This window comes from Acidihalobacter prosperus, assembly GCF_000754095.2.
In the GTDB taxonomy this organism is placed as follows: domain Bacteria; phylum Pseudomonadota; class Gammaproteobacteria; order DSM-5130; family Acidihalobacteraceae; genus Acidihalobacter; species Acidihalobacter prosperus.
Genome location: NZ_JQSG02000003.1, coordinates 452345 through 478427 on the forward strand (window position 1 = coordinate 452345; position 26083 = coordinate 478427).

Sequence of the window (26083 nt, forward strand, 5' to 3'; positions counted from 1 at the left end):
GGAGATGTGAACCCCCTCGGATAACCGGCAGGACGGGCGGGCCCCGGCACCGCCCCCCGCGGCACGCCTCGCGCCCAACCGACTGCGGGTGGGTTCATTTCAGCGGCAGGTACACGTCGGTGACCAGCTCGTGCTCCGGCGTTTCCGGCAACAGGTTGAGGTAATGGAAAAACAGCGGGAAATCGCGCAGCTCCTCCCCGCTGGCCGGCAGCCAGTCGCGATAAAGATAATAGGCTGCCTCGCCCAGTCGCTGATGCGCACCGAGATGTCGGACCACGGCGCAGCGTCCGCCAGGTATCGTCTTGTTCACCACGCCCTGCGGATTATCCTCGGGAATCGCCTCGTCCACCGCGCCGCAGATATCGAACCGAAAGGCCTCCGGCGGCGTTGACGCGGGGTCGTCGTAGGCAATGCCGTAGGTGTTGCTGCTCGCAACCGGCGCAAGACCACTGGCCTTGCGCCAGGCGATGAATTGCAGGGCGGTTTCGTTCACGCCATCGGGCGCGCCGCGATGCGCTAGGGCCGCGACCGACGTATTCGGGAAATCCACGATTTTCACTTGCATCATCCGAGTCCTCTCTCTCTTAGGAAATCGATAGCGTTGATGCCACGGCCGCCAGGCCGGACATTTCCGGAACTGAGAAGGCGTTTGGCCAAAGGCCTGCTTGAACGCCCGGGAGAACGACTCGGGATTTTCGAACCCGGCCTCAAGCGCGATATCGATGACCCGCGAACGATCATCGAACGCGAGCCGGTACGAGGCGCGCCTGAGCCGCATCAGCTGGATGTAACGTGTCACGCTGATGCCGGCATACTGCGAAAACTGCCGGTGGAAATGGAACTTCGAAAAATTCGCCACCTGGCTCAGGCAATCGACGGACAACGCGTCCGACAGATGCCGGTCGATGTAGGCGAACACCCTTTCGAAGCGTTGCGCGTATGCGGCCGTCCGAGCGTCTTTCACCATCCTCCTCCTCGATCCGGCCTTCACTATGCCCGTCGGAGGCCGCCGCATCCTGACCGATCTTGCTGGATTGCCGCCGGCGTTGCTCCAGCCCTGGCACGCGGCGGAATGCCCCGAATACTCAGCCGACACGCAAGCGCGTGGCAAGCGGTTCAAGTCGTCGATCGCGGAGGAGAAGGCGTCTTGTCGACGCCGTGTGGTTGCATGATGATCCATCCGATCTCCCGCCGACGGACGGCGGCGGGAGATCGGGCGGCCGTGGTGGCCGCCCTCGCCTACATCAGGCCCAACAACGCGCCCAACGGAGGCAGATAGGCGCCCATCGCCCGCAGCCACATCGGCATGTGCGTGTGCGCGCCCATTTCGATGATATTCGACAGATAACCGATCGCGCCTACGGTCAGCGCCATGATCATGATCGTCCGGCCTGCCCCGGCATCCACTGCGCCCAGATCGATAACCCCGGCGTCGGAGGTCTGATTGAAATCGGCGGTTTTAGCATCCATGGCCATCTCCAGATGGTGAGCCCGGCCCTGGCGCGGCGGCGTGACCACCTGTCGCTCGCCAGAACCTTGTTATTCAGGATGCCGCCCCGCGCAACACGGGCCACCATCCTGCCCCTTGTCGAGCACCAGCCAGTTGTCGTAATCGGTATTTGGTTGGTCTGACCCTCGATCGCGAGCAATCTACCATATGCCGCGTGGAAAGCGATAATTTTTATCGATACCCATACGCATCCGATCCTCCCCTCCAAGAAAACAGGCCCGGCATCGTGCCGGGCCTGCTTGCGGAACGAACCGCCGGTCCTGTTCCCGCGTCCCTCACTCAGGTCCGCTACGCACCCCCACAAAGGCCGCCCAGGTGAAAAACACCACCACGACCGCCAGCGTGCCCGTGCCGAGTGCGCCGGTCGTCAAGCCGGTCGAGGCCAGCACGCCGGTCGCGATGGCGAGGCCGATGATGGTCAGAATCACGATTACCGTACTTACGAGTGGCATCGCAGTACCCTCCATGCAGGTAGATGACGAACCCGCGCCGATGGGTCGACATCGCTCACCGTAGGGTTCGGCCGTCCCGGCGGCCTCGTAACGTGCAACTAGAGGCCGCAGGACTGCATGGAGTATAGACAGCGCCAGTCACATCGGCCGGCCGCCCCCCCGGCGGCGGGCCTTGCCTCGAACCGACCAGGCGCCAAGGTCACGGCATGCAGGCAAAGAAATCCCGCAGGACACCCCAGGTCAACGCCAGTGCCACGAACAGATAGGCAACCACCGGTAGCCAGAACAGCAGCCGGGTGAACACGTTTCGCCCATCCTCCGCCTCGAATGTGGCGGGAAACGGGCCGTTCAATACATGGTGATGCACCGCCTGGACGACCAGCACCCACATGAAGGCCGCCACCGGCGCCATCAACACACTGTCTGGCAGGTGCAGCGCAAACACCTGATTCGAGATATTGAGGAAAAACACGATGACCAGGAGGAACGCCGCGGTCTTAAGATAACCCAGAGGCCTTTTGAGAACATGCGTGACCTCGCCCTTGCGCAGCTTGAAGATGCATCCGCAGCGGGTGCAACTCACCTCCCCGGAACGCCGTGCGGTCGGCAGACCGCAATGTGGGCACCGGCTCGTCGGTTCCGAAAATCGGGCAGTGTCCAGTTTTTTGCGCACTTTTGTTTGGGCGGTGCTCAGGCGGTGGTCGATTCCGGCTCGGTTTCGAACAGCGCTGCATGTTCCAAGTAGCGCCGTGTTCCCCATTTCGCGCCTGCCATGTGTCGCATACGATACGTCATCACGTTCCGGTTGCGTCAACGGCATCAACGCACGGTGGCGAAGACCTTTCGCAGCAGTGCGCTCGTCCGCGCCACGGGTTGCGTACGAATCGCCTTCTCTTCCGACGCGATTTTCAGGAACAGGCCATCCAGCGCCTTTTGCGTGATGTAGTCGTCCAGGTTGGTATTGCCCACGAACATCTGCGCCATTGGCCCCGCTCGGGCCATCATGTCTTTGTACGCCAGTGTCACGCCCACCTTGTTCGTGGCCCGCGCGATGATCGGCCGCAGACGCGCAAACAGCTCGGCGCCCGAGGTACGCCGAAAATACTCGGTGGCCGCATCGTCAGGCCCCTGCAGAATCTGCTGCGCGTCCCGCAGGGTCATCTGCCTGATCGCCCCGGCAAACACTTCCGCCGCCTGCGGCACGGCCTGTTCCGCCGCATGATTCATGGTCGCCACGAATTCGTCCGCCAAGGCCTGCTGGTGGAATTGGCGCAACAGATTCGCGACCTGCTCCAGGCTGGGAGGCAAAGGAATTCTCACCGCCGCATCGTCGAGAAACCCATTCCGCTGTCCAAGCCGATCGATCGCCACGTTGACGCCCTTGGACAAGGCCTCCTTGATGCCGCGGGACATTTCGCTGTGCGTCAGAGCCGTAACCGGCGGATTGCTCAGGGTACCGGATGAGGTCGCATCAGAGCCATTCAGAAAACTCCCGAGCGAGTTCAGCAGGTCATTCTGCATGCTAGCTCGTGCTAGCGAAATAGGCGCAAGCACTGCGATTATCGAACTTAGAATTATTGCGGAATTTTTTCGCGAGCCCATAAATACCTGCTATCAGATTAATTTCGGGTCATGCCGAGCATTCAATCACCCGCGTCATACTATTCAGTACTTGCGCATCAACTTCCGAGTAATACACTTCTAATCTACAGTTTATGTGTGGCAAATGGATATGACGAGGTTAATATTATTCAATCCAAACTCACTTCGCAGGTCCAAACAAGCTGATTTATGTTAGTTTCGATTACCGCCAACCATAGCGTACCACCGCGCCTGGTAATACTCATAGTAAAGCTAGGATTGCTCCGTATCGTCTTACCTTTTTCCCGTTCAACCCATTTATCAAACTCTTCAAATTGAATCAAAATGTAGTCGTGTATCTTCCATGTTCTGCTGCTATCTCCCGAGCAAAACAATCCACCACCCGGCCCCATATACACCGCACCATCATCAAGGTAGATAAAAGCATTAGCATTGTGTTTGCGTATAAAGGCATGCTGTGCGTCAGCATGCCCTAAGCCATCCGAAGCAACACCTTCTATCCTGTATCGTTGTATTGTGGATGGCCAATTATTGTGCAGAATCTGAATTGTATCTTTATCGACCCAAAGGCGATGCCGAGGCACTATTTTAATAAAATAAGCGTTCGATTCATCGAAGCGCGCATACAATAATGATTTTCCATGTTTATTTTCCCCGAAACCCAGATGCAAGTGATAAATCCCCCAATCATTTAGCAATTTATCATTAAAGCTTGCTTTATTTAAAAATTTACTCATATGCGGCTGCAATGCATCCCCCGAAATAATTATTCGCTCAATCTCAGCTAATCCAGATACCAGCTCATTAGGACACTCAAACTCCATGCTCTTTAGAATTCGCCTTGGCTTTGGCGATACGGATCGCCTCAACCAATTGAGATAAGCAAAGGGTATTTTTTCATAAGGCACATCAGCATATTTAACGCCATTACGCTCAAACTCTGAGCGTATGAGCGCAATAAAATTATCCCAAAGATCTGGAAACTTATTATCCATCACAAGAAATGATTGGCTTGGCTAGATCAGAATAACGCCCACATGGTATTCGGCGTGATTTCTTATGGCTAGTTCATCAGAATTGGGACCGCTTAACTTATCCCGTTCTAAATTTTTGCCATTAAATACTCCCTCATATAGAACACCTACGCGACATGATCGCTAGCAAGTTCATCTGGAGATATTTTCCATCTCCTTCCACCGCTTCTCCAACCTCGCCACCGATACCGGCCGCGGCGTGCCCAGTTCCTGCGCAAACAGCGATACGCGCAGTTCCTCGATCTGCCAGCGGAAATCGCGCAGGGCTTCGCTGACGTTTTTGCCGTCGCCCCAGCGCTGCTTGCAGCGCGCCCAGAGGGGTTCGATTTCCACGCGCAGGCGGCGGTCCTTGTCGGGCTGCTGCTTCAGGCGTTCCAGGCGGCGCTCGACGGCCTTGAGGTAGCGCGGGAGGTGTGGGCGGTATTCGACCGGCGTGTCGCGGATGAAACCGGGGTGGATGAGGTGGCCGAGCTGGTCGCTGATGTCGGCGGCGGCCTCGATCCAGCTCAGCGGGACGTTGCCCTTGAGGCTCTGACGGATGCGATGAAAGGCGGCGAGCGCATCGCTCATGCGCTCGGCGAGCTGGGTGGCAGCGGTGACGATCTCGCTGCGCCCCGCCTCGACGCGCGCGGTGAACTCGGCCTCGCTGCGCGGCAGCGGCTCGGCGAGGAACAGATCTTCGAGCACGGCGTCGATGAGGTCGTCCTTGAGCGCGTCGCAGCGGCCGACGGCGGCGAAGTGCAGACACATCGTCTGCGCGTGCGGGAGCTGCTTGTGCAGGTATTTGACCGGCTCGCGCAACACGAGCCGCAGCAGGCCGAGCAGGCCCTCGCGATGCGCGCGCTCGGCGCTCGCCGCGCTGTCCAGTATGCGTAGCGCGACCCGGTCGCCCTCGCGCACCAGCGCCGGGTAGCCCTTGAGCGCGAGGCCGTGCTGCTCGATGTCGACGCTCTCGGGCAGGTCGCCGAAATCCCAGGCGGTAATCTCGTCGCGCTCCAGCGTCTGCGTCGGCAGGGCCTCGAAGGTCTGCTGCACGCGCCCCTCCAGCGTATCGGCCAACGCGCCGAGATCGCGCCCGGCTGCGAGCGTCTTGCCCTTGCCGTCGATCACCTCGAAGCGCATGCGCAGGTGGTCCGGCAGCGCGGCCGTATCCCAGGCCTCCGGCGGCACCTCGACGCCGGTCATGCGCTGGAGCTGGTGCGCCAACGCGCCGGTCAGCCCGCCCTCGCCGAACGCGAGCGATTGCGCGCAGGCGCGGGCGAAGTCCGGCGCGGGCACGAAGTGCTTGCGCAGCGCCTTGGGCAGGCCGCGGATCAGTGCCGCGAGCTTGTCCTCCAGCAGGCCGGGCACCAGCCATTCGCAGCGTGCCGCGTCGATCTGGCGCAGCGCGGCGAGCGGCACGGTGAGGGTCACGCCGTCGTCCTCGCCGCCCGGTTCCAGGCGATAGCGCAGCGGCAGCGCGAGGCCGGGCCCGGCGGCGAGGCGATCCGGGAAGCGCTCGGCCGTAATGTCGTCGGCGCCGTGCTGCATCAGCGCCTCGCGCGTGAGGTACAGCAGCCTGGGGTTGCCGCGCTCGGCCTGCTCGCGCCAGCGCTCGAAGGCCTTGCCGTTGTTGATCTCGGCCGGCACGCGGCGATCGTAGAACTCGAACAGCACATGTTCGTCGACCAGGATGTCCGGCCGGCGGGCCTTGGCCTCCAGTTCCTCGACCTCCTCGATCAGCGCGCGGTTGTGCGCGAGAAAGCCGCCGCGGCTGCGGAATTCGCCGTAGACCAGGGCATGGCGGATGAACAGCTCGCGCGCCTCGGCGGGATGGGTGCGCGCATAGTCCACGCGCTTGCGCGGCTGGACGACGAGGCCGTAGAGCGTGAGCCGGTCGAAGGCGCCGACGCGCGCCGGGCGCTGCTCCCAGTGCGGCTCGAAGATGTGGTGCTTGATGAGATGCGCGCCGAGCTGCTCGATCCACTCCGGCTTGATGCTGGCGACGGTGCGCGCGTAGGTGCGCGCGGTCTCCGCGATCTCCGCGGCCATCAGCCACTTGGGCCCGCGCTTGTGCAGCCCGGAGCCGGGGAAGATGTGGAACCTGCGGTTGCGCGTGCCGAGATAGGCGTGCTTGTCGCGGTCGTCCTCGGACTTGAAGCCGACGTGCGCGAGCAGGCCGGCGAGCAGGGCGCGGTGGATGGCGTCGTACTCGGCCGGCTGCTGGTTCTCGCGAAAGCCCATCTCGCTGAGCTGGCCATGCAGTTGGCGCCAGGTCTCGATCCATTCGCGCAGGCGCATCCACGACAGGAACTCGCGCTGGCAGAGCTTGCGCAGCTGCGACTTCGAGTGATGGCGGGCCTGCTCGTGGTAGTGCTCCCAGAGCCTGAGGTAGGCAAGGAAGTCGGAACGTTCGTCGCGGAAGCGCTTGTGCGCCTCGTCGGCGGCCTGCTGGCGGTCAGCCGGGCGTTCACGCGGGTCCTGCACGGCGAGCGCGGCGACGATCACCAGCACCTCGCGCAGCGCGCCCTCGCGCTCGGCGGCGAGCAGCATGCGGCCGAGGCGCGGGTCCACCGGCAGCCGCGCGAGACGCCGACCGACGTCGGTGAGGCGCTGCTGGGCGTCCACCGCGTGCAGCTCCTCGAGCAGCAGGTAGCCGTCCCTGACCAAGCGCGGGTCGGGCGGGTCGATGAACGGGAAGTCGGCGACCTCGCCGAGGCCGAGCGCGGCCATCTGCAGTACCACGGCGGCGAGGTTGGTACGCTGGATCTCGGGGTCGGTGAACGCCGGACGGGAGGCGAAATCCTCCTCGCTGTAGAGGCGGATGCACACGCCCGGCCCGACGCGCCCGCAGCGGCCCTTGCGCTGGTCGGCCGAGGCCTGCGAAACGGGCTCGATGGGCAGGCGCTGCAGCTTGGCGCGCCAGGAATAGCGCGAGATGCGCGCGGTGCCGGCGTCGACCACGTAGCGGATGCCGGGCACGGTGAGCGAGGTCTCGGCGACGTTGGTGGCGAGCACGATGCGCCGCCCGCCGTGCGCCTCGAACACGCGATGCTGTTCGGCGGCGGATAGCCGCGCGTACAGCGGCAGGATCTCGGTGTGCGGCGGATGGTGCTTGCGCAGCGCCTCGGCGGCCTCGCGGATCTCGCGCTCGCCGGGCAGGAACACCAGCACGTCGCCCGGCCCCTCGCGCGCCAGCTCGGCGCAGGCCTCGACGATGCCCTGCGTCGGGTCGCGATCCTCCTCGTCGTCCTCCAGGGTCACCAGCGGCCGGTAGCGCACCTCAACGGGATAGGTGCGGCCCTCGACCATGATGATCGGCGCCTCATTGAAGTGGCGCGAGAAGCGCTCGGGATCGATGGTGGCCGAGGTGACGATCAGCTTGAGGTCGGGACGCTGCGGCAGCACGCGCTTGAGGTAGCCGAGCAGGAAGTCGATATTGAGGCTGCGCTCGTGGGCCTCGTCGATGATCAGCGTGTCGTACTGGGTGAGCAGGCGGTCCTGCTGCATCTCGGCGAGCAGGATGCCGTCGGTCATCAGCTTGAGATAGGTCTCGGGGCCGATGTGATCCGAGAAGCGCACCTTGAAGCCGACGCCGCGCCCGACCTCGGTCCTGAGTTCCTCCGCGATGCGCCCGGCCACGCTGCGCGCGGCGATGCGCCGCGGCTGGGTGTGGCCGATCAGGCCGGCGGCGCCGCGCCCCAGCTCCAGGCAGATCTTCGGCAGCTGAGTGGTCTTGCCCGAGCCGGTGTCGCCGCACACGATGACCACCTGATGCTCGGCGATGGCGCGGGCGATGTCCTCGCGCCGCGCGACCACCGGCAACTCGTCGGGATAGGTCGGCGCCGGTAGTGCGGCCCGCCGCGCCGCGAGCCGTTCGCGCGCCGCCTCGATCTCGGGTTCGAGCTTCGCCAGCCCGCGGTCGACCGGCTGGCCGCCGCGCGCGCGGCGCGCCAGGCCCGCCAGGCGCCTGGCGAACTCGGCGCGCTCGCGCGCGGCCACCTCGTCGAGGCGAGCCTCAAGCTGTCGAAGACGTTCGGAATCCTGCACTCGGAGCGATCTGACCTGACGAAACGGCCAAGCCTACCCCGCGGAGGGGCGGCTGGCCAGCCGCCCCTCACGGAATCGAACAACGCCCGCTAGGGTCGTGCAAAGCCGGCCCGTGCGCGCTCGGCCTCTTCGCGGATCGCGCAGCCGCGCGCGTGGTCGTTGAGCAGGCCCATGGCCTGCATGAAGGCGAACATCGTGGTCGGGCCGACGAACTTCCAGCCGAGCTTTTTCAGCGCCTTGGACAGCGCCACGGATTCCGGCGAGGTAGTCACCGACTGCGGCTCCGGCAGGCTCGCCGGGTCGGGTTCGTAGCGCCAGAAGAAGGCGGCCAGCGACCCCTCGCGTTCGACCATCTCGCAGGCACGCCGGGCGTTGTTGATCGTCGCCTCGATCTTGCCGCGGTGGCGGATGATGCCGGCGTCCCCGAGCAGGCGCTCGACATCGCGCGTGGTGAAACGCGCGACCCGCTCGAAGTCGAAGCCGTGGAAGGCGGCGCGGAAATTCTCGCGCTTGGCGAGGATGGTCCGCCAGCTCAGGCCCGACTGAAAGCCCTCGAGGCATATCTTCTCGAACAGGCGGCGGTCGTCGCCGACCGGGAAGCCCCATTCGCGGTCGTGGTAGTCGAAGAACTCGGGCGCCGCCTCGCACCAGCGACAGCGCGGGCGGCCGTCCGGGCCCGGGATCGTCTCGCTCATGGCGCTGCCTCCTGGTGGCTGGCGGGCATCAGATGGGGGCCGGCGCGTCGACGGTATGCGCGCTGCGCACGTTGCCGGTATTGAGCGTGCCGGCCGGCTCGAACAGCAGCACCTCGACCTCCTCGGCGGCGTACGGCTGGTGCTCCACGCCGCGCGGTACGACCACGAACTCGCCCTCGTTCACCTCGATCTCGCGGTCGCGCAGGCGCATGACGAGCCGGCCGCGAACGACCAGGAACAGTTCGTCCTCGTCGTCGTGGTGGTGCCACACGAACTCGCCCAGCAGCTTGACCAGCTTGACGTGCTGGCCGTTGAGCGTGGCCGCGATGCGCGGGCTCCAGTGTTCCGTGATGCGTCCCAGCTTTTCGGACAGATTGACCTTTTCCACCGCCATGCTCGCCTCCCGGGCCGTTAGCGGCCGATCACAATGCCGTCTTGAGCTTGCGCCCGCCGGTGACGGCGAAACCCTCGCGTTCGTAGAAGGCCAGCGTCGCCGCGAACTCGGGCAGCGGCGGCGTGGTCACCTCCAGGCGGGTCCAGCCGCGCGCCGCGCCGAGCGTGCGGGCCTCGGCCAGCAGGCGGCGGCCCAGGCCGCGGCTGCGGCACTCGGGTCTGACGTACAGCTCGGCCAGGGTGCCGAAAACGCCGCCGGCATAAAGCGCGCAGCCCTCATAGAGCGCGACGAAGCCCGCCAGAGCGCCGGTCTCGTCGCGCGCCGCGAACGCGAAGTAGCGGCCACTGGCCAGAAAATCGGCGAGGCGCGCCCGCGTCGCGGCGAGATCGAAGTCGAACGCCGCCGTGCCGGTCGCGCGCATGATTTCGTCCAGCAGCTCGCCGACGAGCGCCGCGATCCCGGCCACGTCGGCCGGCCTTGCGGGCGCGACGGCGAAGGCGGGGCTCACGCGGCGGCCGCGCGCAGCGTCTCGGCGACGGCCGCCAGGGTGCGATCGACCGCCGCCGCATGCACGTGACGATGGATCACGGCGCGGACGCCGGTCGCGGAGGTGGCGCCCATGCGGACGCCTCGGCGTTCCAGCGCGGCACAGAAATCGCCCGCATCGGGGCCGGGACGGGCCAGCTCGAAGTACACGAGATTGGTCTGCACCGCGGTCGGATCGATGCGCACGCCGTCCAATGCCGCCAGGCCATTGGCCAGAAGGCGCGCGTTGGCGTGATCCTCGGCAAGGCGTTCGACCATTTCCTCCAGCGCCACGATGCCGGCGGCGGCGATCACGCCGGCCTGACGCATGCCGCCGCCGAGCGCCTTGCGCAGACGCCGTGCGCGGCGGATGAAATCGCGGTCGCCGGCGACCACCGAGCCCACCGGCGCGGACAGGCCCTTGCTCAGGCAGGCCGACACGCTGTCCGCGCCTGCCAGCAGCCGGGCGGGGCTGACGCCCAGCGCCACCGCTGCATTCCAGATGCGCGCGCCGTCCACGTGCAGACGCAGACCGCGCGCGTGGGCAAGCGCCGCCGCCGCGTCCATGTAGTCCACGCCCAGCACGCGGCCGCCGCAGCGGTTGTGCGTGTTCTCAAGCGCGATCAGACGGGTGACCGGATAATGGTCGTTGTCCGCGCGGATGGCGGCCTCGACCTCGGCCAGATCGAGCGTGCCGTCCGCGCGATTGGCCAGGGTGCGCGGCTGCACCCCGCCGAAACCGGCGGCACCGCCCTGCTCGTAATAGAAGATGTGCGCGTCGGCGCCGAGAATCATTTCGTCGCCACGGCCGCACTGGGCCAGTACCGAGATCAGGTTGCCCATGGTCCCGCTGGGCACGAACAGCGCGGCGGCCTTGCCCAGACGCTCGGCTGCGAGCGCTTCCAGGGCGTTGACCGTGGGGTCCTCGCCGTAGACGTCGTCGCCGACCTCGGCGCGCGCCATGGCCTCGCGCATGCTGTCCGTCGGTCGCGTCAGCGTGTCGCTGCGCAGGTCGACGGTCGTTTCGGAGGCGCGATCGCTGCCATCCATGTAACGTCCACTCCCGGCACTTGAACAGGATGGCTAAGGTAGCAGCTCCGCGGACGGACGCATACCGTCTACCCGACATGGCCGGTGCGCGCCGGGTTTCCGCCTTCGCGCCAGCGCGGCGGCGGCGTTTGCTCCCCGGTCGAAAGGCGGTAGAACACCGCCAGATGCAGGGCCGCCAGTAGCGGCACCAGAAAGGCGGGCACCAGCAGCCAAGGCAGGCCCGTCATGAGACTCGTACCCGGCGCCGCGTCGATCAGCTGCAGCGGCCCCGGTGCCGAAACCGCGCCCAATGCGACCGCCAGCACCAGATCCAGCATCCCGAAGCCGTTCCAGCACCAGACCAGAGGGCGCGCCGCCCGCTCGCTGCGGCGGACAAGCCACGCAAGCGGTACCGCCGCGGCGCCGGCCAGCACATCCCCCCATCCCGCCAGCGGCGCGAATGGCGCGGGCAATCGCCCGGCCGCATGCAAAATCAGGAAAAACACACCCAACACGCGCACGCCATGCAGCGCGACGAGCAACGACAACGGCACGTGGCGCAGCGCGCGACGCAGAGAGGGCATGCCATAGACCATACCCGCCATCACGATCACCGGCAGGCATACGGCGACTCCGAGGCCGGGCGTGCCAAGACCGTGCGGGTAAGTCAGCCAGCCGCCGGCGGCCATGGCGGCGACCAGGACGAACCAGAGACCCAGCCAGCCGGCGATGCGCACGCGCGACCGGGTGTCCTCGCCGAAACCGACCGCCATACCCGACAACACGATGGCCGCACCCGCGGTCAGCACGATTGAAGCCAGCACGTCGATGGACATCGTAAGCACTCCTTCGCCGCCTGTGCGGCAGTGACATGGAATAACGAAATGGCCTCGTGGATCAGCCGCCCAGCCAGCGATTCACCTGCTGCCTGTAACGCACATAGGGCTCGCCGAACAGTGACGTCAGCGCACGCTCCTCCGGCACGATCTGGCGCAGGGTGATGAACAGCGCAAACAAAGGAGGGACGGCGAACACCGCGAGCCGATCCAGCCAGACGGCCCAGCCGAGCAGCATCGTCAGGTAGCCCAGGTACATGGGGTTGCGCGAAAACCGGAAGGGACCGTGGGTGACAAACCGGCTCGCCTTCGACGGCTCGTAGGGATTCAGGGTGGTATGCACGCCGGCGAAGATGGCCAGCGCCCACAGGGTCAACAGCCCGCCACCCGCCACGCCGGCCCAGCCCCATGCGGCCAGCGGCTCGGGGAATACGACAGGACCCGGCAGGTAGTGCCGCAGGCCGAGCATGACCAGACCGGCGGCGAACGCGTAAACCGGGGGCGGGAAACGCAGCTTGAGCATGACGGCACCTCCTGCAGGTCGCACCGTTGGCGGGATCGGGAACCCTGTCCGTTTTGAGGACGGCTTGCCCGGACCCGCTCCAAATAACTACACTGGCCTGTATCGTAATTCGAATTCTATTCATATTTACTGAACAGTCAAGTAATGAATAAAAAAGCACCCGGTAGACGCGGGCGCCCGCGCGATCCGAAGCGGATCGACAAGGTGTTGCAGGCGGCCGCCGACCTCTTCCTGACCCATGGTTTCGAGCGCGCCGGCATGGATGCCATCGCCCAGGCCTCCGGCGTCTCGAAGGTCACGATCTATCGATACTTCCCGACCAAGGAGGCGCTGTTCGAGGCCGTCGTCGCCCAGCGCACCGATCAGGTCTTCGATGCGCTTTCGACCGGCCCGCTCGACCCCGCCGACCCGAAGGCCGCGCTGACCGTGATCGGCAGCCGTTTTCTGGCGCTCAAGCGTTCGGAGCCGGTGCTCGGCACCTTCAGGGCGATGTATGCCGAGGCCGGCAGGCAGGCGGACGCCTGCCGTGCCTTCTACCGGCAGGGCCCGGAAAAGCTGGTGCGTCAGGTGGCCGAATACCTGCAAGCCGCGCAGGCCGCGGGCAGCCTGGTCGTGGCCGACCCGGCAAGGGCGGCGGACCAGTTCCTGTCCCTGTTTCTGGGCGCGGATCACATCAAGGCGATGCTGGGGCTGGGCGTACCCGGCGCGGCGCACGACCGCCGACTGGTCGAAGACAACGTACGGCTGTTTCTCGCCGCCTGCCGGGCAAAGGTCATGCCGGATGATTGAGGTCCGTCGGGCCTCGCGGCGGTGACGCTCAGCCGCCCATCTTCACGACGAGCGGCTTGAGATGCTGTTTTTCGAGCTTGGCGATCATCGCGTTGAGTTCGGCAAGATTGCTGTACGGGCCGACCTGGACGCGATACCAGGTGTAATCCTTGACCTTGGCCGGCGAGACTGCGGCGACGATGCCCTGGAAGGCGAGCTTGGCCTTGAGCACGTTGGCCTGCCCCTCGGTGCCGAAGGATGCGACCTGCAGCAGGTAGCGTCCGGGCGCGCTGACCTTTTCCGGCGGCGCAGCAGGCGACGTCTCGGGCTTGGCGGCGCGGTCCCTGCCCAGCGAGGGCGGCGGCTTGGGCACGTCGACCTGCAGCTTGGGCAGCAAGGTGTAGAAATCGAACTTCGGCTTGGCCGGTGCCGGCGCGGAGGTGGTCGAGGCGCCCGGCTGATCCTTCGGCTTGGCGACCGGCCTGTCCGCATGCTTCGCCGGTGCCGGTGGCAGCGCGAATACGGACTGATGCGGCGGTGCCGGGCGCTTGCTGAGATAGAACAGGAAGCCGGCGAACAGGCCGATGGCCAGCCCCACTGCCAGCCAGGCCCAGCCCGGCGTACCCGACTTGCCGGCCTTGCGGCCGCCCGATGAGCGTTTCTTGGGTTTGTAATCGTGTTGCGCCATGCCGGGCTACATTGTCTCCGGTGCCGTGACCCCGAGCAATTCAAGGCCATTGCGGATCACCTGGCGAACCGCCAGACAGAGATTGAGCCGGGCATCGCGCAGGGCGGCGTCCTCCACCAGGAACTGCTCGGCGTTGTACCACGCGTGGAAGCCCTGGGCCAGATCGCGCAGGAACTGGGCGATCTGGTGCGGCTCGGCAGCGAGCGCGGCATCCTCGATCAGTTCAGGGTAGCGCGCCAGCAAGCCGATCAGCGCGATTTCCTGCGCGGTTTCCAGCCGATGCGCCTGCGCGGCGCCGTGGGCCGGGTCGTGCGCGAAGCCCTTTTCAGCAAGCTGGCGCATCACGCTGCAGACCCGCGCATGGGCGTACTGGATGTAGTACACCGGATTGTCGGAAGACTGGGATTTGGCGAGATCCAGGTCGAAATCCAAATGCTGCGAGGCGGCGCGCATGACGTAGAAGAAGCGCGCCGCGTCGCGGCCCACCTCGTCGCGCAGCTCGCGCAGGGTGACGAACGAGCCCGAGCGGGTGGACATCTGCACCCGCTCGCCGCCGCGGTAGAGGATGGCGAACTGCACAAGCAGCACGTCGAGGCGCGCGGGATCCTCGCCCATCGCCTGCAGCGCGGCCTTCACCCGCGGCACATAGCCATGGTGGTCGGCGCCCCAAACATTGATCACGCGGTCGAAACCGCGTTCCAGCTTGTCCATGTGGTAGGCGATGTCGGAGGCGAAGTAGGTGGTCTGGCCGTTGTCGCGCTGCACCACGCGATCCTTCTCGTCGCCGAACTCGGTGGAGCGGAACCACAGCGCGCCATCCTGTTCGTAGACGCGACCCGCCTCGCGCAAACGCTCGACGGCCTTGTTGACCAGACCGCGGTCGGCCAGCGTGCGTTCGGAATACCAGACGTCGTACTCGACGCCGAACTCGCGCAGGTCGTCGCGGATGTCGTCGAGAATGCGGTTGAGGCCCAGTTCGAACACGTAGCGGTAGCGGTTGTCCCCGAGCAGCGCGCGCGCGCGTTCGATCAGCGCGTCGATATGCGCTTCCTTGTCGCCGCCGGCCGGCTCGTCCGGCGGTACGTCCTCGAACACGGTCTGCGCATCAGCGGCCCAGGCGTCGCCCTCCTCGGCGTAGAGCACCTCGGCGATCTCGCGCACGTATTCGCCCTTGTAGCCGTTGACCGGGAAGGCGAGGCGCGCGCCGCAGCGCTCCAGGTAGCGCAGCCATACGCTGGCGGCGAGGATGCTCATCTGCCGCCCGGCGTCGTTGACGTAATACTCGCGCTGTACCGCAAATCCGGCGGCGGCCAGCAGATTGGACACGGCATCGCCGTAGGCCGCGCCGCGGCCGTGGCCCACGTGCAGCGGCCCGGTCGGGTTGGCGGACACGAATTCGACCTGCACGCGGCGCCCGGCGCCCAGCGCGCCGCGCCCGTAGTCCGGCCCCTGCTCCAGTACGGTCTCGATCACGCCCAGGCGCGCGGCGCGGCTCAGGCGCACGTTGACGAAACCGGGCCCCGCGATCTCCACCGACGCCACGCGCGGATCCTGCGGCAGGCGCGCCACCAGCGCCTCGGCGATCTCGCGCGGCTTGCGTCGCGCCGGCTTGGCGAGCTGCAGGGCCACGGAGGTGGCGAAGTCGCCGTGCGACTCGTCGCGCGTACGCGTGACGGGCACCGCGACGGCGGCGTCGGCGGGCAGCTCGCCGGCAGCCACCAGGGCATCGAGGGCGGATTGCAGCAGGGCTTGAATTTCGGCTTTCACGAAGAGACGTCCGGAGGGCGGTTAAAGGCGGTCATTCTACGTAATTCGCCACGACGCGAGAAGAAAACCCGAGCAGCGGCCGATGAGTGCTCAATACAGATCCACCGGGTCGACATCCAGCGACCAGCGCACCCGGCGGGCCTCGGGCAGCGCGTCGAGCTGTGACAGGCCAGTCTGCAGCAGTCGGTGCAAGGGCGCGCGCGTGCCGGCGCGCAGCAACAGCTGGGCGCGATAGCGTCCTGCGCGGCGCGGCATCGGCGCCGGTACCGGCCCGAGCAGATCAACCGTGCGGGCCGCCAACGGACGCAGCGCCATGGCGGCGGCGGCAAGAAACGCCACCGGCGCGGCCTCGCCCGGCGCCTCCGCGCGCAACAACGCAAGGTGGCTGTACGGCGGCATGCCGGTTGCCCGGCGCTCGCCGAGAATCAGCTCGGCCGCGGCGGGATAGCCGTCGCGCAACAGCGTGATCAGCAGCGGGTGTTCGGGCTGGCCGGTCTGGATCATCACCTCGCCGGGCTGCTGTTCGCGTCCGGCGCGGCCGGCCACCTGCACCAGCAGCTGCGCCAGCCGCTCGTGGGCACGGTAGTCGACGCTGTAGAGGCCCTGGTCCGCGTCGATCACGCCGACCAGGGTGACGCTGGGGAAGTGGTGTCCCTTGGTCAGCATCTGGGTGCCGACGAGCAGCGGGTACTCGCCGCTGTGCACCGCCTCCAGCCGCTCGGCCAGCGCACCGCGGCGGCGGGTGGTGTCGCGGTCGATGCGCAGCACGCCGGCGTCCGGGAAACGGGCGGCCAGCACCGTTTCCAGACGTTCGGTGCCCTGCCCCAGCGGCATCGGATCGACCTGGCCGCACTCGGGACAGGCCTCGGGCAGCCGGGTCTCGCGGTCGCAATGATGGCAGCGCAGGCTTCGCGCCTGCGCGTGGTAGGTCATCGGTGTGTCGCAGCGCGGGCAGCGCGCGACCCAGCCGCAGCCCTGGCAGATGAGCACCGGCGCGAAGCCGCGCCGATTGAGGAACAGCAGCACCTGCTCGCCGGCCGCGAGCCGTTCGCCGACCGCCGCCAGCAACTGCGCGGACAGCCCGGCATCGAGACGCTTGTGACGGATGTCAAGCAAGCGCAGGCGCGGCGGCTTCGCGGCACCCGCGCGCGTCAACAGGCGCTGATGCCCGTAGCGCCCCGCGCGCGCATGATGCAGCGTCTCCAGCGACGGCGTGGCGCTGCCGAGTACCACCCGCGCGCCCTGCGCACGGCCGCGCCAGATGGCGAGGTCCCGCGCGTGGTAGCGCAGATTCTCCTGTTGCTTGAACGAGGCATCATGCTCCTCGTCGACCACGATGAGACCGAGGCCCGGCATGGGTGTGAACACCGCAGAGCGTGTGCCGATCACGATCGGCGCCTCGCCGCGCGCGGCCGTCAGCCAGGCGCAGCGGCGCTCGCCGTCGCCCAAACCCGAATGCAGTGCGGCGATCGGTACCGCAAAGCGTTCGCGAAACCGCACGAGCAGCTGCGGCGTCAGGCCGATCTCCGGCACCAGCACCAAGGCCTGCCGGCCCGCGGCCAACGCACGTTCGATCAGCCGCAGATAGACCTCCGTCTTGCCGCTGCCGGTCACGCCTTCCAGCAGATGGGCCGCAAACGACATCTCCCCCGAAGCCGGCCAGATGGCCTCCACCGCCTCGGCCTGCGCGGCGTGGGGCGTCGGCCAGACGCCGCCCCCGCGCGCGGGGGCCAGACAGGAGCGCCGTTCGGCCAGCACCAGCCCCTTGCCCAGCAATTGCCGCAGCGTGGCCCGCCAGCCGTCGCCGAAGCCGGCCAGGGCATCGGCGCCGTGCGCCTGCCCGCCGCCGAGCGCCTCGAAATGGGCCAGCAGGGCGCGCTGTCGCGGCGCCCGGGCTACGGCCGGATGCGCCGTGCCCGCACCGGACGCCAGTCGCCAGACCGCGATCTCGCCCGCCGCGAGATCCGCATCCTCGCGCAGCAGGCCGGGCAGGGCGTTCATCGCCACTTCGCCGATCGGGTGATGGTAGTAATCCGCCGCAAAACGGATGAGCGCGAGCGTCTGCGCGTCGATCAACGGCACACTGTCGAGGCAGGCCAGTGCCGGGCGCAGACGGGCCGGTTCGATGCACGCATCCACGCCCGCCTCGCACACCAGTCCGACCAGGCGTCGGCGACCGACGCGCACGACCACGCGCGCGCCGACCGGAATCTCCGTCGCCGCCAGGCCGGGAGGCGGCAGATAGTCGAAGACGGCGCGCAAGGGAAGCGGCACGGCGACACGGATGACCGACGGACGGGGTGTTTTCACTTACGCCACCAACTTAATGTGCTTTGTCACACATGCAGCTAAACCATAGTCCCCACGACACATTTGCCGATATCCACAATTCCTGTGGATAACTTTGTGGACAGCTTGATGAAATCAGCCCCCATCCCGCGCCATTGCTACACTTCTGTTAATCTGAGCAATTCTTGAACAGGCTTTTATCCTGTTAAAAAACAAATACTTAAAAATATGCCGCCGGATATGGCGGCAATGCTTGACATATTCACAAGCACTCGGATTCCGTCATTGGGATGTGTGTATAAGATCGTATCGATATTTACGATCCTGGCCATGAGCGCCCTCACGCACCTCTTTGATCGAATTGACGAATCGGCCAGCCGCCCAGGTACGGAGGAAGAATTATCGCCGCGCGTCCAGCGCCGATCGGCTGGACGCGCCCGCCCTGTCGCGGGCGGGACGCAAGGCGCGTCGACCGGTCGCTAGAGCGTCTTGACCGCCTGGATCAACTCGCCGATCGCCTTCTGTCCGTCGCCGTATAGCATGCGCGTATTGTCGGCATAGAACAGGGCGTTCTCCACTCCCGAAAACCCCGTGCCCTGACCCCGCTTGATCACCACGACGTGCTTCGCCTTGTCCGCGTTGAGAATGGGCATGCCGTAGATCGGGCTGTCGGGGTTGCTGCGCGCCACGGGGTTGACCACGTCGTTGGCGCCGATCACCAGCGCGACGTCGGCATTGGCGAACTCGTTGTTGATCTCGTCGAGGTCGTAGATCAGGTCGTAGGGCACGCCGGCCTCGGCCAGCAGCACGTTCATGTGCCCCGGCATGCGCCCGGCCACTGGATGAATGGCGAACTTGACCGCCACGCCGCGCTCCATCAGCAGCTCGCACAGCTCCCACAGCTTGTGCTGCGCCTGCGCCACGGCCATGCCGTAGCCGGGCACCACGATCAGCTTGTCGGCATAGGCCATCATGATGCCGGCATCGCTGCCCTCGATCGGCTTGAGGCTGCCGTCGACGCTTTCCTCCGCCATGCCGGTGCCGGCGGCGCCGAAGTTGCTGAACAGCACATTGCGGATCGAGCGATTCATCGCCTTGGCCATGAGCTGGGTCAGCAGCGAACCTGCCGCACCGACCACGATGCCGGCGATCATCATCGCGGGATTGCCGAGCACGAAGCCCTCGAAACCCACGGCCAGCCCGGTGAGGGCGTTGTAGAGCGAAATCACCACCGGCATGTCTGCGCCGCCGATGGGCAGGGTAGTGAGCACGCCGAAGGCCAGCGCCAGCACAAAGAACAGGAACAGCAGCACGCCGGCGTAATCGTTGCCCGAAAGCGCGACGATGGCGCCGAACAGCAAGGTGGCGCCGAACACGGCGAGATTCACCATCTGCTGCTGCGGATAGCGGATCGCGCCCTTGAGCAGGCCCTGCAGCTTGGCGAAGGCCACCAGCGAGCCGGAAAAGGCCATGGTGCCGATCAGCGCGCCGATCACGGCGATGATCTGGACCGGCAGCGTCATCGGCTCGTAGCGGATCAGCTCGACCGCCGCAATCGCGGCCGCGGCGCCGCCACCCATGCCGTTGTAGAGCGCGATCATCTGCGGCATGTCGGTCATCGCCACACGCTTGCCCCACCACCAAGCCAGCCCGCCGCCGAGACCGATGGCGAGGAACATCAGCAGGTAGTTGGCGACGCCATGCAGGTCCGGCGCGAAGAAGGTGACCACCACCGCCGCCAGCATGCCGACGCCGGCCCACAGGATGCCGCGCCGCGCCGTGACCGGCGAGCTCATCTGCTTGAGGCCGACGATGAACAGGATCGCGGCGACGAAATAGGCGGCCTGAATGACGAAGTCCATCATTTGCCTCCCTTGCCGCTGGCCTTGAACATGTCGAGCATGCGCTCGGTCACGACGAAGCCGCCGACCACGTTGCCGGCGGCCAGCAGCACGCCGACGAAGCCGACGAACTGCTCCAGCCCGGTCTGCGCGTGGCCGAGCGCCACCATGGCGCCGACCAGGACGATGCCGTGAATGAAATTGGAGCCCGACATCAGCGGCGTATGCAGAATCACCGGCACCTTGGAGATCACCTCGTAGCCGGTGAAGGCGGCGAGCATGAAGATGTACAGCGCGACGAATCCCTCGATCATGGCTTGGCTCCCTCCACCAGCTCACGGGTGGGCTCGTGGGCGATCGCGCCGTCCCGCGTGAGCAGGCTCCTGGCGATCACCTCGTCCTCGAAATCCGGCTTGAGTTCGCCCTCCGCCAGCATCGGCTGCAGGAAGTTGAACAGGTTCTTGGCGTACATCTCGCTGGCGTGCAGCGGCACCTGGCTGGGAACGTTGAGCGGACCGTGCACGATCACCGCGCCGTGCCGGACCGTCTTGCCGGGCTGGGTCAGCGCGCAGTTGCCGCCGCCCTCGGCAGCCAGGTCGACGATCACCGCGCCGGGCTTCATGCCCTCGACCATCGCCTGCGAGATGATTTCCGGCGAAGGCCGGCCGGGAATCGCGGCGGTGCTGATGAGCACGTCGACCTTGGCGATGTGCGCGGCCAGCGCCTCCGCCTGCTGCGCCCTCTCCTCGTCGGTCAGTTCGCGCGCGTAGCCCCCCTCGCCCTCGGCCTTGATCGGCAGCTCGATGAACTTGGCACCCAGCGATTCGACCTGCTCACGCGCGGCGGCGCGCACGTCGTAACCCTGCACGATGGCGCCCAGACGACGCGCGGTGGCGATGGCCTGCAGACCGGCCACGCCGGCACCGATCACCAGCACCGTGGCCGGGCGGATGGTGCCCGCGGCGGTGGTCAGCATCGGGAAGAAGCGGCAGGACAGGTCCGCGCCCATGATCGCGGCCTTGTAGCCGGCGACCGCCGCCTGCGAGGACAGCACGTCCATCGACTGCGCGCGCGAGATGCGCGGCACCTGCTCCATCGCGAAGCAGGTCAGCCGGCGGTCGCGCATCAGCGCGATCACCTCCGGATGGCGGTAGGCCATGACCGTGGCGATCACTGTCGCGCCCTCGCGCAGCGCCTTGGCCTCCTTTTCGCTCGGGGCCTGCACCTTGAGCAGCAGGTCGGCCTCCTTGAGCAGGCCGGCCGCGGTGCCGACGATGCGCGCGCCGACCTCCTCGTAGGCCGCGTCGGGAAAGTGGGCATGCCCGCCGGCGCCTTTTTGCACCAGCACTTCGACGCCGAGGCCGCACAGGCGCCCGGCCGTGGCCGGATCCAGCGCCACCCGACGCTCGCCGGTTGCGGATTCCTTCGGTACGCCCAGCTTGATCGGCATCGCGGTCACCTCCGTGCGGATGAGGCTAGCGCCCCGTGGAATGGATTTCATGGTAGCCGATAACCCCAGGCGATAGAAACGCCGGCTCCGCGTTTGCAAGTCGCGCGCCGCCGTGTCTTAATGCGCCCAGCGCCTGCATGGATTTCAAGGAGACCGTGGTGGGCATGGATCTCGACCAGAGGGTTCTTCGCACCGATGCGGCGGGCATGCCGCTCGAGTGGATCGGCTATCAGGACGCCGTGCGCCTGTACCACGCCGGCCAGGTCGCCTACAGCTGCGGCAGCCTGCTCTACACCCTGCACGGCGGCGTCAACAGCCGTACCGGCCGCCGCAGCCAGGTAGCGGTCCACGCCATCGTCGCCACCGTCGGCGCACGCCGCCGCGCGGCCATGCATTACACCCCCCCGCTCAACAACAACGCCCTGTTCCGCCGCGACGGCTATCTCTGCCTCTATTGCGGCACGCGCTTCTCCGCACGCGACCTCTCCCGCGACCACGTGCGCCCGCTCAGCCAGGGCGGACAGGACCACTGGAACAACGTTGTCGCCGCCTGCAAGCGCTGCAACCACCACAAGGCCGCGCGCACGCCGGAGGAAGCCGGCATGCAGCTCCTGGCCGTACCCTTCACGCCGACCCACGTCGAATACGTCTACCTGCAGGGCAAGCGCGTGCTCGCCGACCAGATGGCCTTCCTGCGCGCGCACTTCCCGCGCAGCAGCCCGCTGCACCAGCGCATGAGCTGATTCGCCGCCCGGCGCGGCGACGGGCTTGGGAAACCGCGCGCGATCCACCACAATGCGGCGATCGCCCCAGCGGAACCGCGTCATGCATTACCAAAGCGAAAGCCACTACGCACACGGCCGCCCCGCCCGGCTCGGCGTGCTGCTCACCAACCTCGGCACGCCGGACGCGCCCACGCCGGCGGCCCTGCGCCGCTACCTGCGCGAATTCCTGTGGGACCCGCGCGTGGTCGAATTCCCGCGCCTGCCCTGGTGGCTGATCCTCAACGGGGTGATCCTCAACATCCGCCCCAAGCGCTCGGCGCACGCCTACGCCAAGGTGTGGACCGCCGAGGGCTCGCCCCTGCTGGTGCACAGCCGCGCCCAGGCCGCCGGCTTGCAACAGCGGCTCGCGGCCGCCTGCACGGGACCGGTGTCGATCGCCCTGGCGATGCGCTACGGCACGCCGTCGATCGAGGCCGGGCTGCGCGAGCTGCGCGAGGCCGGCGCCGAGCGCCTACTGGTGCTGCCGCTCTACCCGCAATACTCGGGCTCGACCACCGGCTCGACCTTCGACGCCGTCGCCGAGGTACTGCGCCGCTGGCGCTGGGTGCCGGAACTGCGCTTCGTCAATCACTACCACGACGAGCCCGCCTACATCGCCGCCATGGCCGCGCGCATCCGCGCGCACTGGGCCGAGCATGGGCGCGGCGAACACCTGCTGTTCTCCTTTCACGGCGTGCCCAGACGCTACCTGCTCGCCGGCGACCCCTACCACTGTCATTGCCAGAAGACCGCACGCCTGCTCGCCGAGGCGCTGGAACTCGACGACGACGGCTGGACGATTGGATTCCAGTCGCGCTTCGGCCGCGAGGAATGGCTCAAACCCTATGTCGACGGACTGCTCAAGGGCTGGCCGGGCGAGGGGCGGCGCAGCGTGGACGTGTTCTGCCCCGGTTTCGCCGCGGACTGCCTGGAGACGCTGGAGGAGATCGCGATGCAGAACCGCGAGCTGTTCGTCGCCGCGGGCGGGCAGCACTACGCCTACATTCCCGCGCTCAACGACCAGCTCGAACACCTCGACGCACTGGCCGCGCTTGCGCTGCGCCACGCCGCCGGCTGGCCGGAAACCAACCCGGATTGGGACGGCCGGCAGGTTTCGGCGGCCGAGGAAGCCGCGCGCCAGCGCGCGTTGGCGCTGGGCGCGCAGGCCTGAGTCCGGCGCGCATCCCCCCAACGGCAAGGCGCACCCCCACCACCGGCCCCGCATGGAGTCAGCATGACACGGCAACCCGTCCACACCCGGCAGGCCACCCTCGCAGACCTCGACGCCCTCGCTCCGCTGTTCGACGCCTACCGGCAGTTCTACGGCCGCCCGGGCGACCTCGAAGCGGCGCGCGCCTTTCTGCTGGCGCGCTTCGAGCATGGCGAATCGACCGTCTTCCTGGCCGAGGTCGACGGCGAGCCGGCGGGCTTCGCCCAGCTCTATCCGGGGTTTTCATCCGTCGGGCTGGCGCGCACCTTCCTGCTCAACGACCTCTTCGTCGCACCGGATCGCCGTCGACGCGGCGTGGCCTCCGGTCTGCTCAGAGCCGCCGAGGCCTATGCGCGCAGGCTGAGCGCCGCGCGCCTGACCCTTTCGACGGCGCTGGACAACACGGCGGCGCAGACGCTTTACGCGGCCCTCGGCTGGCAGCGCGACGCGCACTTCCAGGTCTACCACCTCGCTCTGGCGGGCGCCTAGGCGCGGCCCGCAGGCGGGTCCATCGTCGCCGCCAGCGCCGAATAGTCGGCCTCGGCGAGGCCCTGCGCGACGCCGGCCTCGAGCAGCCGGGCGATGGCCGCCAGCACGCCGGTATCCAGGCCGTCGGCCTCGGCCGCCTCGCGGCACAGGCGCACGTCCTTGAGCAGGTGCTTGAGCGGAAAGTTCGGCCCGGCGTAGTCGCCGGACAGCATGCGGTCGAGCTTCTTGTCGAAGGTCGGCGCATACAGCGCGCTGTCGCGCAGGATGCCCATGAAGGTCTCCACCGGCACGCCCTCGCGGCGCACCAGCCCGAGGCTCAGCGCGAAGCCGCTGGTCAGCGCGGCGATGAGCTGGTTCAGCGCCAGCTTGAGCGCCGCCGCCTGGCCCACCGGGCCGACCAGCACCGGCTCGGGACCGCAGTCGCGCAGCCAGGGCAGGCAGCGCGCGAAGCTCGCCTCGTCGCCGCCCGCCATCACCAGCAGCGTGCCCTTGGCCGCCTCGGGGCGGCTGCCGAGCACCGGCGCCTCCAGATAGCCGACGCCGGCGTCCGCCAGCCGCGCCGCGAGCGCGCGGCTTTCCTGCGGCGCGATGGTGCCCATCTGCACCAACACCTTGCCGGCGAGCGCGGGCAGCACGCTGGGAACGGCGAGCACCGCGTCGATCGCGCCGGCGTCGCTCAGCGTCGTCAGCGCCGCCTCCGCCCCGGCGAGCGCCTCGGGCAGTGCCGCGCAGGCCTCCACTCCGTCGCCGGCGATCTCCGCGGCGCGCGCGTGCGTACGGTTCCACACGCGCACACTGTGGCCGCATTGTGCGAGCCGGCGTGCCAGCGGCGCGCCCATCAGTCCGGTGCCGAGCAGGGCGAGCTGCATGTCGTGTTCCTTGGGCGTTCAGTCCAGCGTGAAGTCCGGCAGGCGTCGCGGCGCGAGTTCGAGGCGCAACGCGGGATAGTCGGGGATGCCGTCGCGAAACGGCGGGTAGTCCTCGCCCTCGATCAGCGGGCGCAGGTGGCGGCGGGCGGCCTCGGTGATACCGAAGCCTTCCGCATCGATGAAGGCGGCGGGGACCGTGCATTCGACGTCCGCGACCGTGGCCAGCGGCACCGAATCGGTCTCCCAGCGATAGGGCGCGTCGCTCAGGCGGCGCAGCGTGATCATGCGTCCGTGCTCCCCGGCGGCGAGCAGCTCCACGGCCGCGCGGCCGCAGGCATAGGCCTGTTCCAGGTCGGTGCGCGAGGCGATGTGCCGCGCCGAGCGCTGCAGGTAGTCGGCCACCGCCCAGTGCGTGCGGTAGCCAAGCTGCTGCTTGATGCGCCCCGCGAGCCCGGCCGCCACGCCGCCGAGCTGTATCCAGGCGTACACCGGGCTGTCCGCGCTGATCGACAGGAACTGCCCCTCGGCGTCCTTGAGGCCCTCGCTGGCGACGATCACACAGTAGCCATGCGATGTCACTCGGGCGCGCACCGCGGCCAGGAAGGTCGCCTCGTCGAAGGCGCGTTCGGCGAACAGCAGCAGCAGCGGCAGCTCGCCCGGCGCGCGCTCGGCCAGGCCGCCGGCGGCCGCCAGCCAGCCGGCATGCCGCCCCATCACCTCCAAGATGAAGACCTTGGTCGAGCTGCCGGCCATCGAGGCCACGTCGTGCGCCGCCTCGCGCGCCGACACCGCCACGTACTTCGCCGCCGAACCGAACCCGGGGCTGGTGTCCGTATCGGCCAGGTCGTTGTCGATGGTCTTGGGCACGCCCATGACCTTGAGCGGATAGCCCAGCGACTCGCCCACGCGCAGCAGGCGCTCGGCCGTGAGCATCGAACCGCCGCCGCCGTTGTAGAGGAAGTAGCCGATATCGTGCGCCGCGAAGACCTCGATCAGGCGCTCGTACTGATGCCGATGGGTGGCGATGTCCTGCAGATCGTAGCGGCACGAACCGAAGGCGCCGCCGGGCAGGTGGCGCAGCGCGGCGATGGCCGCATCGCTCTGCGCGTCCAGATCGTAGAGCTGCTCGGTCAGCGCGCCGACGATGCCGTCGCGGGCCGCGAACACCTTGCCGAAGCGTTCGGGCCGCGCCCGCGCCGCCTCGATCACGCCGCAAGCGGACGCATTGATCACCGCGGTCATGCCACCCGATTGCGCATACAACAGATTCGCGGTCATCGGCCTTCCCTGTGTCGCTCGTCCGGTTGCAAACCGGGCGC

At 67.2% G+C, this 26083-nt stretch carries 25 protein-coding genes; 4 read left to right on the forward strand and 21 right to left on the reverse strand.

Annotated elements, in window-relative coordinates; genetic code table 11:
• Positions 1 to 94: 94 nt before the first annotated feature.
• The 13 genes from THPRO_RS08855 to THPRO_RS08905 form a co-directional block, all read right to left on the reverse strand.
• Positions 95 to 1180 carry an AraC family transcriptional regulator gene (locus THPRO_RS08855; protein WP_201786967.1) on the reverse strand — a complete coding sequence of 362 codons (1086 nt, stop codon included), beginning with the start codon at positions 1178 to 1180 and terminating at the stop codon, positions 95 to 97.
• Between the two features lie 59 nt (positions 1181 to 1239).
• Positions 1240 to 1470 carry a hypothetical protein gene (locus THPRO_RS08860; protein ID WP_145930777.1) on the reverse strand — a complete coding sequence of 77 codons (231 nt, stop codon included), beginning with the start codon at positions 1468 to 1470 and terminating at the stop codon, positions 1240 to 1242.
• A 315-nt stretch (positions 1471 to 1785) separates the two neighbouring features.
• Positions 1786 to 1962 carry a hypothetical protein gene (locus THPRO_RS16990; protein WP_161489958.1) on the reverse strand — a complete coding sequence of 59 codons (177 nt, stop codon included), beginning with the start codon at positions 1960 to 1962 and terminating at the stop codon, positions 1786 to 1788.
• A gap of 199 nt (positions 1963 to 2161) precedes the next feature.
• On the reverse strand, positions 2162 to 2545 hold the full coding sequence (locus THPRO_RS08865) for a hypothetical protein (protein ID WP_052064131.1): 384 nt from the start codon (positions 2543 to 2545) through the stop codon (positions 2162 to 2164).
• A 236-nt stretch (positions 2546 to 2781) separates the two neighbouring features.
• On the reverse strand, positions 2782 to 3483 hold the full coding sequence (locus THPRO_RS08870; RefSeq protein WP_052064130.1) for a DUF4197 domain-containing protein: 702 nt from the start codon (positions 3481 to 3483) through the stop codon (positions 2782 to 2784).
• Positions 3484 to 3713: 230 nt separating this feature from the next.
• Positions 3714 to 4559 carry a hypothetical protein gene (locus tag THPRO_RS16665; protein ID WP_145930779.1) on the reverse strand — a complete coding sequence of 282 codons (846 nt, stop codon included), beginning with the start codon at positions 4557 to 4559 and terminating at the stop codon, positions 3714 to 3716.
• A 171-nt stretch (positions 4560 to 4730) separates the two neighbouring features.
• Complete coding sequence (gene hrpA / locus THPRO_RS08875) at positions 4731 to 8627, reverse strand: ATP-dependent RNA helicase HrpA (protein ID WP_065089516.1); 3897 nt, start codon at positions 8625 to 8627, stop codon at positions 4731 to 4733.
• 89 nt (positions 8628 to 8716) lie between these two features.
• Complete coding sequence (locus THPRO_RS08880) at positions 8717 to 9322, reverse strand: DNA-3-methyladenine glycosylase I (RefSeq protein WP_038088003.1); 606 nt, start codon at positions 9320 to 9322, stop codon at positions 8717 to 8719.
• 28 nt (positions 9323 to 9350) lie between these two features.
• Positions 9351 to 9716 (reverse strand): cupin domain-containing protein, encoded by a 366-nt coding sequence (locus tag THPRO_RS08885; protein ID WP_038088000.1) that lies wholly within the window; start codon positions 9714 to 9716, stop codon positions 9351 to 9353.
• Between the two features lie 28 nt (positions 9717 to 9744).
• On the reverse strand, positions 9745 to 10224 hold the full coding sequence (locus THPRO_RS08890) for a GNAT family N-acetyltransferase (protein WP_052064129.1): 480 nt from the start codon (positions 10222 to 10224) through the stop codon (positions 9745 to 9747).
• Positions 10221 to 11291, reverse strand: coding sequence for a low-specificity L-threonine aldolase (ltaE, locus tag THPRO_RS08895; RefSeq protein WP_038087996.1), 1071 nt, complete (start codon positions 11289 to 11291; stop codon positions 10221 to 10223). The genes THPRO_RS08890 and ltaE overlap by 4 nt, the downstream gene beginning before the upstream one ends.
• A gap of 68 nt (positions 11292 to 11359) precedes the next feature.
• A complete protein-coding gene (locus THPRO_RS08900) occupies positions 11360 to 12106 on the reverse strand; it encodes a hypothetical protein (RefSeq protein WP_065089517.1) in 747 nt (248 codons plus the stop codon).
• Between the two features lie 61 nt (positions 12107 to 12167).
• Entirely contained in the window at positions 12168 to 12629 is a 462-nt protein-coding gene (locus tag THPRO_RS08905) for a methyltransferase family protein (protein WP_038087988.1), read from the reverse strand.
• 144 nt (positions 12630 to 12773) lie between these two features.
• On the opposite strand from THPRO_RS08905, the gene THPRO_RS08910 reads away from it, so the two are divergent.
• Positions 12774 to 13418, forward strand: coding sequence for a TetR/AcrR family transcriptional regulator (locus THPRO_RS08910; RefSeq protein WP_065089518.1), 645 nt, complete (start codon positions 12774 to 12776; stop codon positions 13416 to 13418).
• A 28-nt stretch (positions 13419 to 13446) separates the two neighbouring features.
• Here the strand turns inward: THPRO_RS08910 and THPRO_RS08915 are convergent, their stop codons facing one another.
• From THPRO_RS08915 to THPRO_RS08940, 6 genes are all read right to left on the reverse strand, one after another.
• Positions 13447 to 14085, reverse strand: a complete 639-nt coding sequence (locus THPRO_RS08915; RefSeq protein WP_038087984.1) for an SPOR domain-containing protein — start codon at positions 14083 to 14085, stop codon at positions 13447 to 13449.
• 6 nt (positions 14086 to 14091) lie between these two features.
• Positions 14092 to 15852, reverse strand: a complete 1761-nt coding sequence (gene argS, locus THPRO_RS08920; RefSeq protein WP_065089519.1) for an arginine--tRNA ligase — start codon at positions 15850 to 15852, stop codon at positions 14092 to 14094.
• Between the two features lie 90 nt (positions 15853 to 15942).
• Positions 15943 to 18162: a primosomal protein N' gene (locus THPRO_RS08925; protein ID WP_065089520.1), complete on the reverse strand. Its 2220-nt coding sequence runs from the start codon at positions 18160 to 18162 to the stop codon at positions 15943 to 15945.
• Between the two features lie 458 nt (positions 18163 to 18620).
• A complete protein-coding gene (locus THPRO_RS08930) occupies positions 18621 to 20003 on the reverse strand; it encodes an NAD(P)(+) transhydrogenase (Re/Si-specific) subunit beta (protein WP_038088195.1) in 1383 nt (460 codons plus the stop codon).
• The gene (locus THPRO_RS08935) at positions 20003 to 20296 is read right to left on the reverse strand and encodes an NAD(P) transhydrogenase subunit alpha (protein WP_038087980.1); all 294 of its coding nucleotides are present in this window, start codon (positions 20294 to 20296) and stop codon (positions 20003 to 20005) included. The genes THPRO_RS08930 and THPRO_RS08935 overlap by 1 nt, the downstream gene beginning before the upstream one ends.
• The gene (locus THPRO_RS08940; RefSeq protein ID WP_038087976.1) at positions 20293 to 21432 is read right to left on the reverse strand and encodes a Re/Si-specific NAD(P)(+) transhydrogenase subunit alpha; all 1140 of its coding nucleotides are present in this window, start codon (positions 21430 to 21432) and stop codon (positions 20293 to 20295) included. The genes THPRO_RS08935 and THPRO_RS08940 overlap by 4 nt, the downstream gene beginning before the upstream one ends.
• A gap of 137 nt (positions 21433 to 21569) precedes the next feature.
• On the opposite strand from THPRO_RS08940, the gene THPRO_RS08945 reads away from it, so the two are divergent.
• The 3 genes from THPRO_RS08945 to THPRO_RS08955 all read left to right on the forward strand — a co-directional run bounded on the left by THPRO_RS08945 (position 21570) and on the right by THPRO_RS08955 (position 23895).
• A complete protein-coding gene (locus tag THPRO_RS08945; protein WP_236717281.1) occupies positions 21570 to 22175 on the forward strand; it encodes an HNH endonuclease in 606 nt (201 codons plus the stop codon).
• Between the two features lie 82 nt (positions 22176 to 22257).
• Positions 22258 to 23367, forward strand: coding sequence for a ferrochelatase (gene hemH, locus THPRO_RS08950; protein WP_065089521.1), 1110 nt, complete (start codon positions 22258 to 22260; stop codon positions 23365 to 23367).
• A gap of 63 nt (positions 23368 to 23430) precedes the next feature.
• Positions 23431 to 23895, forward strand: coding sequence for a GNAT family N-acetyltransferase (locus THPRO_RS08955; protein ID WP_038087973.1), 465 nt, complete (start codon positions 23431 to 23433; stop codon positions 23893 to 23895).
• On the opposite strand, the gene THPRO_RS08960 is transcribed toward THPRO_RS08955, so the two are convergent.
• A complete protein-coding gene (locus tag THPRO_RS08960; RefSeq protein ID WP_038087970.1) occupies positions 23892 to 24764 on the reverse strand; it encodes an NAD(P)-dependent oxidoreductase in 873 nt (290 codons plus the stop codon). The genes THPRO_RS08955 and THPRO_RS08960 overlap by 4 nt on opposite strands.
• 18 nt (positions 24765 to 24782) lie before the next feature.
• Positions 24783 to 26042 (reverse strand): 6-phosphofructokinase, encoded by a 1260-nt coding sequence (locus THPRO_RS08965; protein WP_065089522.1) that lies wholly within the window; start codon positions 26040 to 26042, stop codon positions 24783 to 24785.
• Positions 26043 to 26083: the final 41 nt, after the last annotated feature.

Bases quoted from the DNA above. Each gene is read 5' to 3' on its own strand.
- THPRO_RS08965 (WP_065089522.1), bottom strand. From the start codon at position 26,042: ATGACCGCGAATCTGTTGTATGCGCAATCGGGTGGCATGACCGCGGTG.
- THPRO_RS08930 (WP_038088195.1), bottom strand. From the start codon at position 20,003: ATGGACTTCGTCATTCAGGCCGCCTATTTCGTCGCCGCGATCCTGTTC.
- THPRO_RS08960 (WP_038087970.1), bottom strand. From the start codon at position 24,764: ATGCAGCTCGCCCTGCTCGGCACCGGACTGATGGGCGCGCCGCTGGCA.
- THPRO_RS08915 (WP_038087984.1), bottom strand. From the start codon at position 14,085: ATGGCGCAACACGATTACAAACCCAAGAAACGCTCATCGGGCGGCCGC.
- hemH (WP_065089521.1), top strand. From the start codon at position 22,258: ATGCATTACCAAAGCGAAAGCCACTACGCACACGGCCGCCCCGCCCGG.
- THPRO_RS08935 (WP_038087980.1), bottom strand. From the start codon at position 20,296: ATGATCGAGGGATTCGTCGCGCTGTACATCTTCATGCTCGCCGCCTTC.
- THPRO_RS08885 (WP_038088000.1), bottom strand. From the start codon at position 9,716: ATGGCGGTGGAAAAGGTCAATCTGTCCGAAAAGCTGGGACGCATCACG.
- THPRO_RS08900 (WP_065089517.1), bottom strand. From the start codon at position 12,106: ATGTCCATCGACGTGCTGGCTTCAATCGTGCTGACCGCGGGTGCGGCC.
- THPRO_RS08910 (WP_065089518.1), top strand. From the start codon at position 12,774: ATGAATAAAAAAGCACCCGGTAGACGCGGGCGCCCGCGCGATCCGAAG.
- THPRO_RS16665 (WP_145930779.1), bottom strand. From the start codon at position 4,559: ATGGATAATAAGTTTCCAGATCTTTGGGATAATTTTATTGCGCTCATA.
- THPRO_RS08945 (WP_236717281.1), top strand. From the start codon at position 21,570: ATGGATTTCAAGGAGACCGTGGTGGGCATGGATCTCGACCAGAGGGTT.
- THPRO_RS08870 (WP_052064130.1), bottom strand. From the start codon at position 3,483: ATGCAGAATGACCTGCTGAACTCGCTCGGGAGTTTTCTGAATGGCTCT.
- THPRO_RS08940 (WP_038087976.1), bottom strand. From the start codon at position 21,432: ATGCCGATCAAGCTGGGCGTACCGAAGGAATCCGCAACCGGCGAGCGT.
- THPRO_RS08955 (WP_038087973.1), top strand. From the start codon at position 23,431: ATGACACGGCAACCCGTCCACACCCGGCAGGCCACCCTCGCAGACCTC.
- THPRO_RS08855 (WP_201786967.1), bottom strand. From the start codon at position 1,180: ATGGATCATCATGCAACCACACGGCGTCGACAAGACGCCTTCTCCTCC.
- THPRO_RS08880 (WP_038088003.1), bottom strand. From the start codon at position 9,322: ATGAGCGAGACGATCCCGGGCCCGGACGGCCGCCCGCGCTGTCGCTGG.
- THPRO_RS16990 (WP_161489958.1), bottom strand. From the start codon at position 1,962: ATGCCACTCGTAAGTACGGTAATCGTGATTCTGACCATCATCGGCCTC.
- THPRO_RS08905 (WP_038087988.1), bottom strand. From the start codon at position 12,629: ATGCTCAAGCTGCGTTTCCCGCCCCCGGTTTACGCGTTCGCCGCCGGT.
- THPRO_RS08860 (WP_145930777.1), bottom strand. From the start codon at position 1,470: ATGGATGCTAAAACCGCCGATTTCAATCAGACCTCCGACGCCGGGGTT.
- ltaE (WP_038087996.1), bottom strand. From the start codon at position 11,291: ATGGATGGCAGCGATCGCGCCTCCGAAACGACCGTCGACCTGCGCAGC.